12 protein-coding genes and 1 pseudogene are annotated in these 18,536 nt (G+C 68.6%); 6 read left to right on the forward strand and 7 right to left on the reverse strand.

The annotated features are described in order from the left end of the window. The coding region (locus ON21_RS25450) for a non-ribosomal peptide synthetase (protein ID WP_039801699.1) at positions 1–6,904 on the reverse strand (6,904 nt) is incomplete at its 3' end. A 354-nt stretch (positions 6,905–7,258) separates the two neighbouring features. Between ON21_RS25450 and ON21_RS25455 the strand changes: the two genes are divergently transcribed. From ON21_RS25455 to ON21_RS25465, 3 genes are all read left to right on the forward strand, one after another. Further along, entirely contained in the window at positions 7,259–8,296 is a 1,038-nt protein-coding gene (locus ON21_RS25455; RefSeq protein WP_039801701.1) for a cupin domain-containing protein, read from the forward strand. A gap of 106 nt (positions 8,297–8,402) precedes the next feature. Beyond that, positions 8,403–10,034, forward strand: coding sequence for an FAD-binding oxidoreductase (locus ON21_RS25460; RefSeq protein ID WP_039801703.1), 1,632 nt, complete (start codon positions 8,403–8,405; stop codon positions 10,032–10,034). Then, on the forward strand, positions 10,031–10,642 hold the full coding sequence (locus ON21_RS25465; protein WP_051021332.1) for a TetR/AcrR family transcriptional regulator: 612 nt from the start codon (positions 10,031–10,033) through the stop codon (positions 10,640–10,642). Before ON21_RS25460 ends, ON21_RS25465 begins: the two co-directional genes overlap by 4 nt. A gap of 6 nt (positions 10,643–10,648) precedes the next feature. Here the strand turns inward: ON21_RS25465 and ON21_RS25470 are convergent, their stop codons facing one another. Further along, entirely contained in the window at positions 10,649–11,296 is a 648-nt protein-coding gene (locus tag ON21_RS25470) for a nitroreductase family protein (protein WP_039801705.1), read from the reverse strand. 114 nt (positions 11,297–11,410) lie between these two features. On the opposite strand from ON21_RS25470, the gene ON21_RS25475 reads away from it, so the two are divergent. After that, complete coding sequence (locus ON21_RS25475; protein ID WP_039801707.1) at positions 11,411–11,869, forward strand: MarR family winged helix-turn-helix transcriptional regulator; 459 nt, start codon at positions 11,411–11,413, stop codon at positions 11,867–11,869. Between the two features lie 16 nt (positions 11,870–11,885). Here ON21_RS25475 and ON21_RS25480 read toward each other — a convergent pair whose 3' ends face one another. Both ON21_RS25480 and ON21_RS25485 read right to left on the reverse strand, forming a co-directional pair. Continuing rightward, positions 11,886–12,854 (reverse strand): TIGR03557 family F420-dependent LLM class oxidoreductase, encoded by a 969-nt coding sequence (locus ON21_RS25480; RefSeq protein WP_039801709.1) that lies wholly within the window; start codon positions 12,852–12,854, stop codon positions 11,886–11,888. 159 nt (positions 12,855–13,013) lie between these two features. After that, positions 13,014–13,790, reverse strand: coding sequence for an MHYT domain-containing protein (locus ON21_RS25485; RefSeq protein WP_039801711.1), 777 nt, complete (start codon positions 13,788–13,790; stop codon positions 13,014–13,016). Between the two features lie 718 nt (positions 13,791–14,508). On the opposite strand from ON21_RS25485, the gene ON21_RS25490 reads away from it, so the two are divergent. Further along, the gene (locus ON21_RS25490; RefSeq protein WP_039801713.1) at positions 14,509–15,039 is read left to right on the forward strand and encodes a hypothetical protein; all 531 of its coding nucleotides are present in this window, start codon (positions 14,509–14,511) and stop codon (positions 15,037–15,039) included. Between the two features lie 136 nt (positions 15,040–15,175). After that, on the forward strand, positions 15,176–16,297 hold the full coding sequence (locus ON21_RS25495) for a CapA family protein (protein ID WP_039801715.1): 1,122 nt from the start codon (positions 15,176–15,178) through the stop codon (positions 16,295–16,297). Here the strand turns inward: ON21_RS25495 and ON21_RS25500 are convergent. The 3 genes and pseudogenes from ON21_RS25500 to ON21_RS25510 form a co-directional block, all read right to left on the reverse strand. Next, positions 16,278–16,949: pseudogene (locus tag ON21_RS25500) on the reverse strand (dienelactone hydrolase family protein); the annotation flags it as partial. The gene ON21_RS25495 and the pseudogene ON21_RS25500 overlap by 20 nt on opposite strands. 117 nt (positions 16,950–17,066) lie before the next feature. Further along, positions 17,067–17,828, reverse strand: a complete 762-nt coding sequence (locus ON21_RS25505; RefSeq protein ID WP_039801717.1) for a hypothetical protein — start codon at positions 17,826–17,828, stop codon at positions 17,067–17,069. 374 nt (positions 17,829–18,202) lie between these two features. Continuing rightward, on the reverse strand, positions 18,203–18,481 hold the full coding sequence (locus ON21_RS25510; RefSeq protein WP_039801718.1) for a hypothetical protein: 279 nt from the start codon (positions 18,479–18,481) through the stop codon (positions 18,203–18,205). Positions 18,482–18,536: the final 55 nt, after the last annotated feature.

Genomic DNA, 18,536 nt, shown 5'->3' on the forward strand with positions numbered 1-18,536 from the left:
ATGCCACCCGGTCGGCGTCGGTGATCGGATCGTCGGAGAACTCCACCGCCTGCTCCAGCAGGACGGCGGGCAGTGCGGGATCCGCCGGGATGGCCGACCGCTCGGCGGCGGTGGTCAGCACGCACACCGGTGCCGCGTCGGCGAGCACGAACGCCAGCCGCTGCGCCGGATAACCGAGGTCGATGGGCAGGTAGGCGGCGCCGGCCGCCAGCACACCGAGCAATGCGGCCGGAAGGTCTTCGGTACGCGACACCGCCACGGCGACAACGGTTTCCGGACCGGCTCCGGCCGCGATCAGCGCGCGGGCGATGCGATTCGCGCGCCGGTGCAACGCGCCGAAGCTCAGCGTGGCGGCGCCGAACCGGACGGCCTCCGCCTCGGGCCTGCGCCGAGCCTGCTCCCCGATCAGCTCGGGCAGGGTCGGCGCGGTCCCGGCCCGCGCCTCGCCTGATCGCGAGACCGCCCGGCGGTGTTCGTTCTCGTCGAGGATGTCGATGTCCCAGACCCGCGCCGAGGGAGTATCGGCGACCGCGGACACGATGCGCTCGAACCGGCGAGCGAAGGCGCGGACGGTCGATTCGTCGAAAAGGTCGGTGGCGTAGGTGAAGGTCACCGCCAATTCCGTCCGGCCGTCGCCGCACGCCCGTGGCTCGACGACCACGTGCAGATCGAACTTGGCCGTGATCTCGCCGTTGTCGACGGCGGTGACCGTCAGGTCCGGCAACTCCAGGGTGGCCTGCTCGATGTTCTGCAGCGACAGCATCACCGGGAACAGCGAGGTGCGCGCTCCGGTGCGTGCGGGGTCGGCCTCCTCGACCACTCGCTCGAACGGCACATCGGCGTTGGCGAAGGCCGAGAGCGCGACTTCCCGGGACTGTTCGACGAGCTCGTGGAACGTCACGGCGGGGTCGACGTCGACGCGCAGCGCCAACGTGTTGACGAACATGCCGACCAGATCGTCCAGCGCACGTTCGCCGCGCCCGGCCACCGGGGTGCCGATGACGACATCCGTGGCGCCGCACAGACGCCCGGTGAGCGTGGCGAGTGCCGCGTGCACCACCATGAACAGCGTCGCGTTGTGCTCGCGCGCGATCCGGGTCAGCTGTTGGTGGACCCGCGCCGGAATCGTGCAGCCCGTCGACGCGCCGCGGGTGGTGGCAGCCGAGGGCCGCGGGCGGTCTGCGGGCAGTTCCAGCGGGCCGGTGAGCCCGGCCAGCTGGCGGCGCCAATACGAAAGTTGTTGCCAGGCAACGGAATTCTCGTCGTCATCGAATCCGATCATGGCGTGCTGCCAGATCGCGTAATCGGCGTACTGCACCGGCAGGGGCGGCCGGTCCGGCGTGCCGCCGCCGAGCCGGGCCGCGTAGGCGGTCATCAGGTCGCGGGCCAGTGGCGCGAGCGACGATCCGTCCGCCGCGATGTGGTGGGTCACGATGACGAGCAGATGATCGGCGCCCGAGGTGAACAGCCGCAGCCGGACGGGCGGGTCCGCGGTCACGTCGAAGCCCGCGGACATCAGCGCGTCCACCACGGCCGCGACATCGGTGACGCCGTGCTCGATCGGGATGCCATCGGGAAGGACTGCGCGGGTGGGAAGGATCTCTTGGTACGGCTGCCCGTCGGCGTCGACCGGGTAGCGGGTGCGCAGCACCTCGTGCCGATCGATCACGTCGGCGATCGCGTCGCGCAGCGCGGGTAGGTCGAGAGCGCCGGTCAGCCGGACGGCGAAGGGCATGTTGTAGGCGGGAGAGTCCGGCTCGAGGCGGTTGAGCAACCACATCCGCTGCTGGGCCAGCGACAGCGGAATGCGATCCGGCCGTCGCGATGGCGCCAAGGGCGCGCGAACGATGCCCGCCCCTCCGGCGACCGCCTTCGTGGCGAGCGCGCACACCGCGGGCGCCTCGAACAGATCCCGCACGGTGACCCGCGATCCGAGCACCTCGTTCACCCGCGCGACGGCCCTGGTCGCGAGCAGCGAATTGCCGCCGAGCGCGAAGAAGTCGTCGTCGATGCCCGCTCGCTCGACGCCGAGCAGCTCGGCGAACACCTGCGCGACGGCCTGTTCGGCGGGATTGCGCGCCGCGCGGAACACCGTGGTCTCGACGGCAGGCTCTGGCAGCGCCTTGCGATCGAGCTTCCCGCTCGCGTTCAGCGGCAGCGCTGCGAGCTCCACCAGCGCGGACGGGATCATGTACGCGGGCAGGACCGCCGACATCCCGGCCATCAGTTCGCCGCGATCGATGACCCGACCCGGGCGCGCAACCACATAGGCCGCCAGCCGGTCACCCGACGACGAGGGCACCACTGCCGCGACCGCTTGGCTCACCGACGGCTGCGCCAGCAGCGCCGTCTCGATCTCCCCGAGTTCGATGCGCTGGCCGCGGAATTTCACCTGGAAGTCGGTGCGCCCGAGGTATTCCAGGCGCTGCGGCTCGTCCGCGCGAGGCGCACGCCAGACCGCCAGGTCGCCGGTGCGGTACATCCTGGTACCGGAGTCGAACGGGTTGGCGACGAAACGACCGGCCGTCAGCGCCGCCTGCCGCACGTATCCGCGGGCGAGCTGCTCTCCGGCCAGGTACAGCTCACCCGGCACCCCCGCCGGAACCGGCCGCAGGCGCGAATCCAGGACGTACACCTGGGTGTTCCACTGCGGCTGCCCGATCGGCACCGTCACACCGTCGCCGGTTCCTGCGGGCCGATAGGTCACCGAAACCGCCGCCTCGGTGGGGCCGTACAGGTTGTGCACCTGCGCGCCGGTGACCGCGCGAACCGCGCGCACGGTCCCCGGCGGCAGAGCTTCCCCGATCACCAGCAGATCCCGCAGTGTCGCAAGGCTTTCCCTCGTCGCATGCGCGGCGAACTCGGTCAACATGGAGGGCACGAAATCGGTGACCGTGACACCGTGCGCGGCGATGGCCGCGGCGAGGTAGGCCGCGTCACGGTGCCCGTCGTGGTCGGCGAGGACGAGTTTCGCGCCCGCACGCAGCGGCATCAGGTAGCCCCACAAGGAGACGTCGAAGGTCGCCGCGGTCTTCTGCAGATACACGTCGTGCGGGCCCATGGGGTACTGGGTGAGCATCCACTCGATCTGGTTGTCGATCGCGGCGTGCGAGACCGCCACGCCTTTCGGGCGTCCGGTCGAACCGGATGTGAAGATCACATAGGCCGGGTGCTGCGGCCGCACCGCCCGCGGCAGTTCCTCGGCACGAATCGCGGTGCCCGAGCGCTGATCCGCGCCGAGAGCGTCCAGATACAGCACGGCCACATCATCGGGCATCGGGATGGCGTCGGCGGAGGTGGTGAGCACGCAGACCGGTTGGGCGAGCTCGAGCACATGCGTGATCCGCTCGGCGGGGTGATCGGGATCGATCGGCACGTACGCGCCGCCTGCGGTGAGGATCGCGTACATGCCCACCACGAGTTCCGGTGACCGGCGAACCGACAGTGCCACGAGGGTTTCCGGGCCGACGCCGTGATCGATGAGCACCCGGGCGAGCCGGTTGACCCGTTCGTCGAACTCGCGGTAGGTCAACTGCGTATCCGCGTGGACGATCGCGACCTGGTCCGGGTGCCGGGCCACCGCACGCCGGTATCCGTCGAGCACCGGACCCGCGGCGACCGGGTGCCGGGTGTCGTTCCACCCGGCGAGGATCGCGGTGCGCTCGGCGGAATCGAGCACATCGATGTCCCCGATCGCCCGATCCGCCGAATCGGCGACGGCCGCGAGGATCACGCACAGCCGCCGGGCGAAGGCCGCCACCGTGGCCTCGTCGAACAGGTCGGCGGAATAGGTGAACGCCGCCGAGATGCCCAGCGGCGTCCGCTCGTCCTCGTGCGGCACCATGGTCAGCTCGAGGTCGAATTTCGCCAGCGGCAGCGCGAAATCTACCGCGGAAACGCGCAGCCCGGGCAGTTCCAGCGCCGTCGGCGCGAAGTTCTGGAAGGTCAGCATGGTCTGGAACAGCGGGTGATGCGCGCTCGACCGCACCGGGTCCAGTACCTCCACCAGACGTTCGAACGGCACGTCGGCCTGCCCGAACGCCTCGATGTCCCGGCTGCGCACCTGTTCCAGCAGCTCGGCGAAGCTGTGGCCGGGGTCGATCTCGGTACGCAGCGCCAAAGTGTTGACGAACATGCCGATCAGGCCGTCCACCGTGGCCTCTCCGCGACCGGCCACCGGTGCGCCCACGGTGATGTCGCGGGTGTTCGACAGCCGGGCCAGCAGCACCGTGTACGCGGCGTGCGCGACCATGAACAGCGTCGCGTCGTGGCGTTGCGCCAGCTGGTTCAGCGCGGCGTGCACCGTCGCGTCGATCTTGAATTCGTGGGTCGCGCCGCGACCGGAGAACACCGTCGGGCGCGGCCGGTCGGCGGGTAGGTCCAGTCTTTCCGGCAGATCCGCGAGCCGCTCTCGCCAGAAACCGATCTGACGGGCGAGTATCGAGTTCGGATCGCTCTCGTCGCCGAGCATTTCACGCTGCCACAGCGTGTAATCCGCATACTGCACGGGCAGCGGCTGCCAAGCGGGAGCGCGGCCGGCGGCCCTGGCCGAGTAGGCGCTCATCAGGTCGGCGGTCAACGGGCCCATCGAGGAACCGTCGGCGGCGATGTGATGGACCACGCCCACCAGCACGTGCTCGGTTTCGCTCGACCGCAGCAGACGCAACCGCAGCGGCGGCGCGACCGTGACATCGAAGCCCTCGACCACCGCCGCCACCGTCCGCTCGAGGATTTCGGCCTCGGTGACGTCGAGCACCGGCAGCTCGGGCACCGCGCCCGGCTCCGACAGGGCGTGCACCCGCTGGCTGCCCGTCCCGTCGTGCTCCGGATAGCTGGTCCGCAGCACCTCGTGCCGCTCGACCAGATCCCGGATCGCCGCCCGCAGCGCGTCCACGTCCAGCTGTCCGCTCAACCGCACCGCGAGTGGAATGTTGTTGCTCGCGCCGGCCGGGTCGAACCGATTGAGGAACCACATCCGTCGCTGTGCGTACGACAGCGGCACCCGATCCGGGCGCGCCATCGGTCGCGGTGCCGCATGGGTGACCCGAGCCAGTTCGTTCAGGCGTTCGGCGAGTTTCGCCACCACCGACGCCTCGAACAGCAGCGCGACCGGAACCCGGACGCCAAGCGCGGTGCCCAGCCGCGCCGCGGCCTGCGTCGCGATCAGCGAATTGCCGCCCAGTTCGAAGAAGTCGTCGTTCGCGCCGACCCGGGCGGTGCCGCGGTCACCCGGCGGGAGCAGTAGCGCGGCGAAGACGTCGGCGACCACCTGCTCGGTCGGCGTGGCCGGCGCACGGAACTGCCGGGTGGTGAGCACCGGTTCGGGCAGTGCGGCGCGATCCAGCTTGCCGACGGGCGTCAGCGGCAGTTCGTCGAGCACCGTGATCGCGGCCGGAATCATGTAGGCAGGGAGGGTTCCCGCCAGGAATTCGGTCAGCTCGGCGGTGTGCAGCGCCACCCGGCCGCCGTGCGGGACGGATTCCGCTCGGGGCAGCACGTAGGAGACCAGCACGGCGGCGCCGGACGGCAGAGTGGTGCCGAGCGTCACGGCATAGTCGACGTCGGGGTGGGCGGTGAGCGCGTTGTCGATCTCGCCGAGTTCGATCCGCAGCCCCCGGATCTTGACCTGGAAATCGACGCGTCCGTGGTGTTCGAGAAGTCCTTCCTGGGTCCGCCGCACCAGGTCGCCGGTGCGATACATGCGGGTGCCCGGCACCCCCGCGAACGGGTTCGCGGCGAATCTGTCGGCGGTCAGTCCGGGGCGTCCGAGGTAGCCCTGCGCCAGCGCCGGTCCGGACAGATACAGCTCGCCGATTACGCCGGTGGGCACCATCCGTAGCCGCCCATCCAGCACATGGACGCCCAGCCCCGGCACCGGAGTGCCGATATGAGTGGCCCCGCCCGCACACAGCGCCTCGGTGCCGGTGGCGAAGATGGTGGTCTCGGTGGGGCCGTAGACGATATAGAAGGACCGGCCGCCGGTCGCCCACCGGGCGGCCAGCTCGGGGCCCACGCGCTCCCCACCGCACAGGATGGCCCGGAGGTCGTCGAGCCCGGCCGGATCGATCGACTCCAGCGCTCCCGGGGTGATGCACAGATGGGTGACCCGCTCCCGCCGCAGTAGATCGGCCAGTTCGACGCCGCCGAACACCGTGGGCGGCGCCACGACCAGCGCCGCGCCCGCCGAGAACGCCAGCAGCATCTCGATCACCGAGAAGTCGAAACTCGGCGTGCACAGATGTGAGACGCGCGATGCCCCGGTCACCGCCCTGGCGGCGATCTCGTGCTCGACCAAGCCCGCGAGACCGGCGTGGGTGACCGCGACGCCTTTCGGCTTGCCCGTCGAGCCGGAGGTGTAGATCAGGTAGGCGAGGTGCTGCTCGGTGAGAGGACGAAGCCGGTCCAGATAGCAGACCGAATGGCCGGGCTGCGCGTCGGCGTTCCTCCGGTGCGCTTCGGAATCGAGTTCGACCCACGTCATGCCGGGCGCGGCGAGTGCCGCGCGATGTGCGGCGGTGGTGAGGCCGACGACGGCGCCGCAATCGGCGATCATGTGCGCGATTCGATCCGCCGGATAGGCGGGATCGACGGGAACATAGGTGGCGCCGGTCTTCGCGACCGCCCACACCGCGAGCACCGACTCGATCGAGCGAGGCACGGCCACCGCGACGAAGTCTCCCGGCCCCACGCCGAACCCGATCAGGTAGCGAGCCCATCGCGAGGACGTTTCGTCCAATTCCCGGTAGCTGAGCTCACGCTGATCCGCGGGATCGCCGGTGTGATTGTACCGGACAGCCGTCGAGTCGAACGCCGTGTCGACCGCGGCCGTGAGCAGTTGCGGGAACAGCAGATTGCGTGCTCGTGATTGCTGGGTGCGACGTGCGGAACGGCGTGTCGGGGTCATGCGGCGGCGAGTTCACTCTCTGGTCGATCATCGTCCGCTCTGGCTATGGAGCCAGAAGCGGTGCTTCAAATGCGTGAACCATGACCCGAGCGTGCAGATCGGACCTTAGTCGAATACCGATCGGATCGGCGCGTCGAGGTTGGGAAAGGTCCCAGGATTACCCGCGCCCGCATTGGGCTATGACATGGTGTGATGTGAAGAACATTCATTTGGGCACCGCCCGTCAGCACCGTTGATTGTGAGAGAAATCACTACACTGCACGTGTTGCTATGGCATGTTCTCCAGGGCTGCCGTGCGCCGAGGTCGGCCCGATCGCGCAACACCGATCCTTCGATTGCGAGCGAGGAGCAACCGTGCAGACACCATCGATCCATGTCGCCTCCCTGCGCAGGGGCGAGGAGATCCACCGCAGCGAACTCGGCTCGCTCACCCGGCTCACCGCCGACAGTTTCCCGATCCTCAACGGGCTCTCGATCAAACGCCTGACGCTCGCGCCGGACGCGATACGCGAACCGCACTGGCACGCCAACGCCACCGAACTCACCTATTGCACCGCGGGGCGGGCACTGGTCTCGGTCCTGGACGACGGCAGCAGATTCTCCTCGTTCCTGGTGCAGGCGGGCGAGATGTTCCACATCGACTCCGGCGCGCTGCATCACGTGGAGAACGTCGGCGACACCGAGGCCGAGTTCATCCTCGCCTTCCGCCACGAACGACCGGAGGACTTCGGATTCAGCGCGAGCCTGGGGGCGATGACCGATTCGGTGCTCGGCAACACCTACGACCTGCCCGCGGAGGTGTTCGCGAAGATCCGGCGCGACACCACCGCCAAGCTCGTCGTGCGACGCGAGGGCGAGCCCGACATCCCGCGGACCGCCCACTACGGCGACCCGCACCACTTCGCGATCGAGGCGATGCCCGCCCCGGTGGACTCGCCGGTCGGCTCCGCGCGCACCGCGCGCGCCCAGTTCTGGCCCGCTCTACGCGACATCTCGATGTACTCGCTGCGGGTTCGCGAGGACGGCATGCGCGAACCGCACTGGCACCCCGTGACCGCCGAAATGGGCTACGTCCATCGCGGCTCGGCGCGGATGACGATCATGGATCCGGACGGCACTCTGGACACCTACATCGTGCGCGAGGGCGAGGTGTACTTCGTCCCGCGCGCCTACCCGCACCACATCGAGGTCGTCGACTCCCCCGAGATCCACTTGCTGATCTTCTTCGACCAGCCCACACCCGCGGACATCGGCTACCGCGCCTCGATGAGCGCCTACTCCCGGAAAGTGCTCGCCGCGACTTTCGGCGTCGCCCTCGACGAACTTCCCGACCTGCCCTTCACACCGACCGACCCGTTGATCGTCACGCGCAACAACGCCCTCGTCCGATAGCCGCGGCGAGTACCGGCCACACCGCCACACCGCCATCGAGCGTTCGCCGCCAATTGATCGTCCGGTAATTTACCATCGAGTCAATTCAGTCGAATGGAGCGAGGCGATGGCGACGAGATCGTGGTGGGGCTGGGGCAACCAGGAGGACGCGGTGACCGGCGCCGAGCGGGAGGCCCTGACGAAACGCGTGGCGGCCCTGCTCCCACAAGCCGAGCCGACCGTGCACGAGGCGCCCGACCTGACGGCGTTGAGCGTGCCCGCGCCGCGCGTCCGGGTGCCGGATGCGCTGGGCGCCTTGGCCTCCGAGGACCTCGGCGATCGGGTCGCGCACGGCCACGGGCAGGCATTCCGCGACGTGGTGCGCAATCTGCTCGGCCGCGTCGACCACGTACCCGATCAGGTGCTGCGGCCGCGGACCGAGCAAGACGTCCTCGACATCCTGGACTGGTGCGCGAGCGCGGGTGTCGCGGTGGTCCCGTTCGGCGGCGGGACCTCGGTGGTGGGCGGGGTCGAACTCCGCGACGCCGACGCCTACGCCGGGTCGGTGTCGCTGGACACCAGCCGCCTGAATCGGATCGTCGAACTCGACCGCACCAGCCGCGCGGCGCGGATCCAAGCGGGCATACTCGGCCCGGCGCTGGAGGCGGCATTGCGACCGGACGGCTTGACGCTGCGGCACTTTCCGCAGTCGTTCGAGTTCTCCACGCTCGGCGGCTGGCTGGCCACCCGGGCGGGCGGGCACTACGCGACCGTCTACACCCACATCGACGACATGGTCGAATCGATGCGGGTGGTCACGCCGGCCGGGATCAGCGAATCCCGCAGGCTGCCCGCCTCGGGTGCGGGTCCCTCTCCCGATCGGATGTTCCTCGGCTCGGAGGGCATCCTGGGCATCATCACCGAGGCGTGGATGCGCCTGCAGGATCGTCCGCGCTGGCGGTCCGGGGCGTCGGTGGTCTTCGGCGACTACGCGGCGGCCGTGGCCGCTACGCGCGCCATCGCCCAATCCGCGTTGTATCCGGCGAACTGCAGGCTGCTGGATCCGGTGGAGGCGTTCATCAACGCGGGCACCAGCGCGGCCGGCGGGGTGCTGGTCCTCGGATTCGAGTCCGCCGACCATCCCGTCGACGAGCCGATGCGCCGAGCGGCGCAGATCTGCCGCGAACACGGCGGCACGATCCCGGACGGCGTCCGCGCCACCGATTCGGCGGAGGACTCGGCGCGCGCGGGCGCGGCCGACACCTGGCGCTCGGCGTTTCTGCGCATGCCCTACCAGCGCGACGCGCTCGCCGCCCAGTCCATGATCGTGGAAACCTTCGAAACAGCTTGCACCTGGGACCGTTTCGAGTCCCTGCGCGCGGCGGTGCAGCAAGCGACCACGGACGCGTTCCGATCCGCCGGCGTCACCGGGGTGTCGACCTGCCGGTTCACCCATGTCTACCCGGACGGACCCGCGCCGTACTTCGGCATCTACGCCGCAGGCCGGTGGGGACGGACCGTCGAGCAATGGGACGAGATCAAGACCGCCGTATCGGAAGCGCTGCACCGCAACGGCGCGACCATCACGCACCATCACGCCGTCGGCCGCGACCACCGCCCCTGGTACGACCGCCAGCGACCCGAGCCTTTCGCCGCGGCGCTGCGCGCGGCCAAATCGGCACTCGATCCCGCGGGCATCCTCAATCCCGGCGTGCTGATCGATCGGGTCGCCCATTCGCCGATCCAGGAGGCCCGGTGAGCAGGCCGGGCACCAAGGGCGTGCCGCGCGAGCGGCGGGAGGAGCAGATTCTCGACATCGCCACCACCGAGTTCGGCGAACGCGGCTACGCCAAGGCGTCGGTCGCCGAGGTCGCCTCGGCCGCAGGAGTTTCCAAACCGCTCGTGTACGCCTACTTCGGCTCCCGCGACGGACTGCACGCGGCGTGCCTGCACCGCGCCGGGAAGGGGCTGGTGGACGCGGTGGCGGCAGCGCAGTCCGCACATGGTGCGCACGACCGGGCCCTTGCGACCCTGGCCGGGATCTTCCATGCGCTGAACGGGCGCACACAGAACTGGAAGATCGTCTACGACCCCACCCTGCCGCGCCCGAGTGCGGCTTTCACGCTGGCACGGCACTATCAGGAAGCCTTGAACGGCATGGGATCGGCTGGAGTCTCGGAGATTCTGGCCGATGCGGACATCACCGACCCCAGCGACCACTCGCTGCTGCTCGCGCTGTGGTTCAGCATCGTGTCCACCACCATCTCCTGGTGGAGCGACCATCCCGACCACACGCCCGAGGACATGACCCAACGCTGCCTGCGCCTGTTCGGCACGATCCGCGACACGACCGCTCGACGGGCCTGACCGTGGTCACCATGTGTTCCAGTGCAGAACCTCTTCACGGGCAACGCGTTTCGCCGGACGGAAGTCGGTGCCGATGGTGAACGCGAGCGGGAGGAACGCCGCGAGCATGACCTTCTCGTAAGGCACGCCGAGCGCGTCGGCGAGTTCGCGCTCCAGCGGCGCGTGCGCGGTGGTCCAGACCGTGCCGAGCCCGCGGGCACGGGCGGCGAGCATGAAACTCCAGACCGCGGGCAGAATCGAGCCCCAGGTCATGGACTGTTCCAGGACACCGGCGCGGTCGGTGCGGCCTTCGACGGCGGGAATCACGAAGGCCGGTACGCGATGGATGTTGTCGTACAGGTGCTGGAAACCCGCACCGATCCGTCGCATGGATGCCGGATGAGCGGACATTCGTCGCACGTCGGCGGGCGTCAGCGGCTGCCCACCCGCGACATGCACGGCGCGGCGGAAGATGTCGGCCACCACCGCGCGCTGAGCACCGTCGGTGACGACGAGGAAGTGCCACCGTTGACGGTTGCGTCCGGTCGGCGCCTGGGTGGCCAGATCGACGCATTCCTCGATCAGCCCGCGCGGCACGGGCCTGGTGAAGTCGAGACGTTTGCGCACAGCGCGCGTGGTGGACAGCACTTCGTCCGCGGACAGGTTCAACGACATGACGCCAAATCCATCTTCTCGAAAATAGTCTGTGTACAGATTATCTGAGAAGGTACGTTCAGAATCATCTGCTGTCAAATGATCTTAGTACAGATGATTTGCTATGCTGCGGCAATGCCGAGCAGGACCGATCACACGCAGGCGGAGTACCTGCGGAGGCTCGCCGCGGAGCGGCCGGACATCGCCCTCTGCCGCGTGTCGTCCCTCGTCGCCCGCGCGGCCGAGACGCACGCGCAGCAGCAGGGCCTGGGAGTCGGCCAGCACTTGGTGCTGAAAATGCTGGCCGAGGTGGGCCCGCGATCGCAGCGAGTGCTCAGCGAGGCACTGCGCATCGACCGCAGCGTGATGGTCGGCATCGCCGACGACCTCGAGGCAGCGGGCTATGTTCGGCGGGAACGCGATCCCGCCGACCGGCGGGCCTACGCCGTGACGATCACCGAGACCGGGGAGCAGGCGCTGGCGGGCGCCGAGAAGACGGTTCCCGACTACCTGAGCCGGACCTTCGCCGTCCTCGAGCCGGAGGAGCGCGAGCAACTCACCCGACTGCTCGGCAAGCTGCTCGCCGCGAACTGAGCGTCCCGCTTCGCGCTCAGGCGCTCGGCGTCAGGGCACGCAGCGGCCCGTCGAGTTCCCGGCGGTAGAAGTCCAGGAAGCCGTCCGGGTCGGGGCCCGCGTTCTGCATCACCAGATGGTCGAATCCCGCATCGGCGTACTGCTCGGCGGCGTCGAGATAGCGGGCGGGATCCGGGCCGCAGGCGAAGTTGTCGAGGATGTCCTCGAGCCGGACGGTGGTGGTCGCCGCGGCGAAATTGACCGGGTTCGGCAACTCGCTCATGACCTTCCAGCCCGTTACCGCCCAGCGGGTGGTATCCAGCGCCGCCTTCGCCGCCGTTTCCTCGTCGGGCGCCCAAGCCATGCCGACTTCCGCGTATCGAGGGCCCGTGCCGCCGGCCGCGCGATAGCGCTCGACGATGCCGGATTCCGGCTCGGTGGCGAACAGCCCGTCCCCGCACTCCGCGGCGATGCGGGCGGCCTCCGGTCCGCCGCTGGCGACGATGATGCGCGGGAGCGTCTCCGGCAGATCGAAGACGCGAGCGTCGGAAAGGCTCAGGAATTCCCCGTCGTAGCAGCGATAGCCGCCGCTCCAGAGCAAGCGGATGATCTCGATGGCCTCACGCAGCATGCGATGCCGGATGCGCACGGGCGGGAATTCCCGGCCGACGACATGCTCGTTGAGCCGCTCCCCCGAACCGATACCGAGGGTGAAGCGGTTGCCGGACAAGATCGCGAGAGTGGCCGCCGCCTGCGCGATGATCGCGGGGTGATACCGCAGGATGGGGCAGGTCACTCCGGTCGCCAGCTCGATCCGCTCGGTCTTCGCCGCGATGGTTCCGAGCACGGTCCAGGCGAACGGCGAATGCCCCTGGTTGTCCAGCCAGGGATGGAAGTGATCGCTGATCTCGACGAAGTCGAACCCGGCCTCTTCCGCCCGAATCGCTTGCCGGACGAGTTCGTCAGGACCGAATGCCTCGGCCGCCAGTTTGTACCCGATGCGCATCGCCACCTCCTGGTTCGACGGGAGCGGCCGGTCACCGCACGAACCGGCTCTTGGCGCGCGTACCCGGCAGGCGGCAGCGAAAACTCCACCGCGCCTTGCCACGACTACCACGTCATCCGGCCGCCCCGAACCCGGACGGCACGGTGCCGCGACGTCGGCTCACTCCCGAGTCGGCCAGTAACTCGCAGCGTGCCGGCCTTTCGGGACATAGGTGTTCTCGTCGTCGACCTCTGTGACACCCAGGTGCAGCAGGAGCAGCACGGTCACCAGGCTGATGCTCACGATCAGCGGGGTGAGCAGCTGCGTCGCGCCCGCACCGGAGGGTGCGTGCATGTGCTCGGCTTCGTGCACGTGCATCGCGAACATGCCCGTGTAGTGCATGCCGGACACTGCGACGCCCATGACCAGCGCCGCGCCCACGGTGACGAACGTGCCGCGGACGTGCAGCGTGAACCACAACGCGGCGGTCGCGGCCACCACGGCGATCACCATGGACAACGCGACGATGCGCCCGTCGTAGCCGATCATCGCGTCGGATTTCATGGCGTACATGCCCGCGTAGTGCATCGCGCCCACGCCCAGACCGGTCACCCCGCCGCCGGCCAACAGCCCCACCGGCCCCAGCGCTCGCTGGTGGGCGATGCGCAATCCGATCCACACCACCACGATGGCGATCAGCGCGCTGATCAGGGTGACCGGTACGTCGTACCGGATCGTCGCCCCGTCGATGGCGAAGCCGAGCATCGCGATGAAATGCATGACCCAGATGCCGGTGCCGCCGATAGCGACCGCCGCGGCGATCAGCCAGCCGTCGCGCGCGGACCCGGAGCGCGATCTGGCCACGCACCGGAGTCCTAGCAATGATCCGGTGAACGACATGACATAGGCGACGATGGGCGTGAGCCATCCGTGGCTGAAGTGATCGATTTCCAGCACGCGACACTCCCTCGCTGGATAGATTCGGACATCGGCGGCGCGAAATCCGAATCTCACATAGTGAAACTGCAGGTAGGTAGTTTAGAGTACTACTATCCTCTTTAAAAACATAGGATGAGTCCCATGTAGCGGGAAGTGCGCTGGTAGGCCGACGAAGCGACGGCGCTTCTCTCCCCGCTCCCGCTCCGAGCGCCGGAGCGGCCCATAGCTAGCACCTGGCTTCCGCACGGCGACAACCGGGGCCCGGTGCTCGCACGCGACATCGCGGGGCCGCCTAGCCGAGCGCCGAGTCGCTCCGGACGCGGCGAGAAGGTCCGCGACGAGGGCACGGCCGTCGATCCGGTCGCAGGCCCGGCCGGACTGTCGGCACAATCGAATTCGTCTTCGGATGCACGTGCGGAAGCGAAGTTCGGCACAGCGTCCGGACCTCCCCGAAGACGAGCGCGGGCACAATCACAGTTAACCCGACGACCGAGTGCCTCCCACCCTGATGGACGCACTCCGGCACAGACCTGACGTGCGTCCGAATCACCAGGGATCGTTGTCCGATGGCGGCACGAAAGGGACGATGGCGGCGTCGATTCCAGCACTGCCGCGGCGGCGCGACGAAGCGGGGCCGGGTGACGGAAGACGCCGACCTCCGCCCAATCGGCGACATCTGGCGAACTTTCAGCGTTTCTTCGTATGTCTCACCTGGGTAACGGCGTATGGTCGCGCTATGCCGACAGCGACGTCGATCGACACCGGAGCCGAACATCTCGCCTGCTGGGTCACCGTCGTGGGGCAACGGCTACACCAGTTGCCGGCAGCAAACCCGCATATCCTGCTCGCCCACGCCATGAGCGGCTTCCTCGCGATCGGGCGGGCGAGCATGGCCCTGCTGACCACCTCCGCCAGTCCCGCCGACATCCGAGACCACGATCTGGTCTTCGAGATCACGGCCGACGCGGAACGCTGGCTCACCGACGCGGCGACCGAATCGATCGTCAACCAGGTCACCGATCGCGGCGAGCACATTCAGCGCTACCGCAGTCCCGCCGCACTCGACACCCTCGCGAAGGCCCGCTTGCGACGCTGCGCGCAGGCGACGGCGATCCATACCCGTGATCTGCTGGCCGGCGTCGACGCCGACCCGACCGCGTCGGAGGAGATCCGCGATCTCGCCCGTGATCTCGCCGCGCGAGCCAACGTCATCGCCACCGTCTACGCCGACGACCCGCAACAGCTGCTCTCGATGGCCGGCAGATGACTCAGGCGGCGCACCCGCTCGCCTTCGACGAGGCAGCCCGCCGCAGCGGCCCTCTTCGAGATGTCGGCGCCCACCGGTCCCCTCTTGATGCTCGGCCATAGCACGCGCCCGGCGGCACGTTCACATCGAGACGGCGATGATCGACAATGGTGTCATGGCGACGGTGCTGCTCGGCGGCGACGTCATGCTGGGCCGAGGTGTGGACCAGGTTCTGCCGCATCCCGGTGATCCGAGGCTGCGCGAACGGTACGTCAACGACGCCCGGACCTACGTCGAGCTGGCCGAGCGCGCGCACGGCGAGTTCCCGCATCCGGTCGGATACCGGCAATTGTGGGGAGATGTACTGCCGTTGCTCGCTCAGCTCGACCCCGAAGTGCGGTTGCTCAACCTGGAGACGTCGATCACCGCCGACGGCGCGTTCGCCCCCGCGAAAGGCATCCATTACCGGATGCACCCGGAGAATGTCCCCGCGTTGACCGCGATCGCACCGGTGATCTGCGCGCTGGCCAACAATCACGTGCTCGACTTCGGAATTCCCGGGATGACCGACACCATCGACGCGCTCGACGCCGCACATATCGGCCGCGCGGGCGCCGGCGCCGACCTGGCGGGCGCCCGTGCCCCCGCCACGGTGGAACTCGCCGACGGGCGCCGCGTGGTGATCGTGTCGGTGGCCGCCGGCTCCAGCGGTGTTCCGGAATCCTGGTCGGCACGGCGCGACCGGCCGGGGGTGTGGCGAGTGGGCTACTCGCCGGGAGCCTCGGCGGCCGACGAGGTCGCCGCCGAGGTGGCGGCGCACAAGCGCGACAACGACATCGGCATCGTTTCCGTGCATTGGGGGCCGAACTGGGGCTACGAAGTCACGCGCACCGAAACACAGTTCGCACATCGCTTGATCGACGCCGGAGTCGACGTGGTGCACGGGCACTCCGCGCATCATCCGCGTCCGATCGAGATCTACCGCGGTAAACCGATCCTGTACGGGTGCGGCGACGTCATCGACGACTACGAAGGCATTCGCGGCCACGAGCGGTACCACACCGATCTGCATCCGCTGTATCTCGTATCGGTCGATCGCGGGTCGGCCGAGATCCGGCTCATTCCGCTGCAGGTGCGGCACATGCACCTGGAATGGGCCCCGCGCGCCGAATCACGCTGGCTGTGCGCGAAACTCGAGGACATCAGCCGCGGTTTCGGCACTCGCGTGGCGCCCGGAAGCGACGACCTCCCTGTGGTGTTCAGTGCCGCACGACGGTGAGATGGCGGTGGAACCATTGCACCGCCGAGTCGGCGACTTGCTCGAGCGCACCGGGTTCCTCGAACAGGTGGGTCGCGCCGGGAACGATGTCCAGCTCACTCGGACACGGCATCCGTAGCTGGGCCTCCCGATTCATCTCCAGCACCCATCTGTCGTTGCCGCCCACGATGAGCAGGGTCGGTGCGCGGACCGCGCCCAGCCGCGAACCGGCCAGATCCGGACGACCGCCACGGGAGACGACGGCCGCGATCTCGGTGCCCGGTTCGGTCGCCGCCCACAGTGCCGCGCCTGCGCCGGTACTCGCCCCGAAATATCCGGTGGGCAGGCCGCCGAGCTCCGGCCGCGTCCGCAGCCAGTGGGTCACCTCGACCAGGCGATGAGCGAGCAACTGGATGTCGAATACGCGGGCCCGGTCGCCCTCTTCCTCGACGGTGAGCAGGTCCACCAGCATCGTCGCGAAACCCGCCCGATTGAGGACCTCGGCGACGAACCGGTTCCGCGGACTGCGCCTGCCGCTGCCGCTGCCGTGCGCGAAGACGATCAGCGCGGTGCGCTCCGGCGGGACAGCCAGCACCCCGGCCAGCCGGGTGTACTCCGACGGCACGATGACCTCTTCTGTCCGCGTCGGGGACCGGTGTGCGGACGGCATCGAACACCTCCTGCTATCCGGCGTACCCGATCAGGCCGGTCGTGCGCAAGAGGGGAAGGGCTTTCGTCCGCACGACGGTCCGGTGGCGACGGCGAAACCACCGCCGCGGACGGTCGATGATCAGTCCGCGTCCTCGGATCCGTCGGACTTCTCCGACTTCACGATGTGAACGCGCACCGGGAGACGGAATAGGTTGCCCGATCGGTTGCGGACCCACTGGGTGACGGCGGCGACCGCCGAGCCCAGCGATGTCACGCCCGCGGTCAGCGCCCACGGCGTGAGCGTCGCGGACGTGTAGGCCACCTGCCCGATACCAGGCACGACGAGTCTGCCGTTGCCGAACGCCCAGTTCATCAACGATCCGATCTGTCCACCCAGATCCGATCTGCGTCCCACCATCGCCTTCAACTCCGGGCCCTTGCTGTTGATGTAGAGCACGGTCACCACCACCAACAGCGCGCCGACCACCGTGGCCAATGTCGCCAGCCGATCGAGAGCCTCGATACGCAGACGCAGGTTCACCACGACCGCGAAGATCGCGACGATGATCGCGGCGCAGGCCAGCAGTGCCCAGAAGCCCGTGACGCGGGCGCCGGGAGGCGCCGATCGCGACCAGACGTTGAGGAACCGCGTGGTGATCTCCATCCGGCCGAAGGCGTTGGTGCTGACCTTGCCATCGGCGCCCGCGGCGGTGAGCCATGGCTGGAACAGCAGAATCAGCGTCACCAGGCTGCCGACGGCGGCCCACACATAGCCCCAATGTCCGCGCAGCGCGGCCAGAATTGCCTTCGCCGGCACGACGGCGGCGCCCCCCGCCCCGTTCTGCCGGGCGGACCGGTCGTCTCGCGTTTCGTCCGACTGCCAGGGCGTTGGCTGCACCATTACCTCAGTTTAGGGTCGCGCCCCCGCCCGAATTCGGGCTGGACTCACCGCCCCTGGGAAGGATTCGATCGGCGCGTGGCGAGCGGTACTACGGGCGAGCTCTCGCGTCAGCGATGTAACGATCGCGTTACCCACCACCACTCTTCCGCGCTGAACCAATCGGCACGGCCCCTGTCGCGGCTACCTCATCGGATTCGAAACGGTCGCGCCACGACACGACCGCAGACGACAGATATCCATTGGACAAAGGCGACTCCAGCGCATATCAACGCGTGCGACCTCGGGAAGTATAGGCAAAAATTAATCTGCCGGTATGTTTTTCGGTCGAATTGGATTCCGCCGCCCTGAAAAGGGCACCACCGGTGATCGCGCTGTTATGAAACGCCGGGGAACTTGATATTTCCTTGCCTGGCGCCGACCGGCCCAGGGGTGAAGCATGAAATCCGTGAGTCAGAGTTAAATTTCACTCGAGTCAAAGGATGCACAATGTCCACCAGAATCACGAAAGTCGTCGCCGCGACCGCAATGGCCGTCTCCTTGGGCGTCATAGCGGCTCCCGCCGCTTCCGCCACAACGACACCGTCGGACGCCGCGACGCCGGTTTTCGGCTCGGTAGTGTTCTGCATACCGCTCGGCAGCGCCGTCTGGTGCATCTGAGAGCGCCTGTCGTGCGGCCGAGCCGAGTCCCGGCGGGCCGCACGGTGTACA

It is taken from the genome of Nocardia araoensis NBRC 100135 (genome assembly GCF_000308435.1).
GTDB classification, from domain to species: domain Bacteria; phylum Actinomycetota; class Actinomycetes; order Mycobacteriales; family Mycobacteriaceae; genus Nocardia; species Nocardia araoensis.

Coding starts and splice junctions, on each gene's coding strand:
- ON21_RS25510 (WP_039801718.1), bottom strand. CDS start 18,481: ATGCACCAGACGGCGCTGCCGAGCGGTATGCAGAACACTACCGAGCCG.
- ON21_RS25470 (WP_039801705.1), bottom strand. CDS start 11,296: ATGTCGTTGAACCTGTCCGCGGACGAAGTGCTGTCCACCACGCGCGCT.
- ON21_RS25480 (WP_039801709.1), bottom strand. CDS start 12,854: ATGCGCATCGGGTACAAACTGGCGGCCGAGGCATTCGGTCCTGACGAA.
- ON21_RS25490 (WP_039801713.1), top strand. CDS start 14,509: ATGCCGACAGCGACGTCGATCGACACCGGAGCCGAACATCTCGCCTGC.
- ON21_RS25505 (WP_039801717.1), bottom strand. CDS start 17,828: ATGGTGCAGCCAACGCCCTGGCAGTCGGACGAAACGCGAGACGACCGG.
- ON21_RS25460 (WP_039801703.1), top strand. CDS start 8,403: ATGGCGACGAGATCGTGGTGGGGCTGGGGCAACCAGGAGGACGCGGTG.
- ON21_RS25495 (WP_039801715.1), top strand. CDS start 15,176: ATGATCGACAATGGTGTCATGGCGACGGTGCTGCTCGGCGGCGACGTC.
- ON21_RS25475 (WP_039801707.1), top strand. CDS start 11,411: ATGCCGAGCAGGACCGATCACACGCAGGCGGAGTACCTGCGGAGGCTC.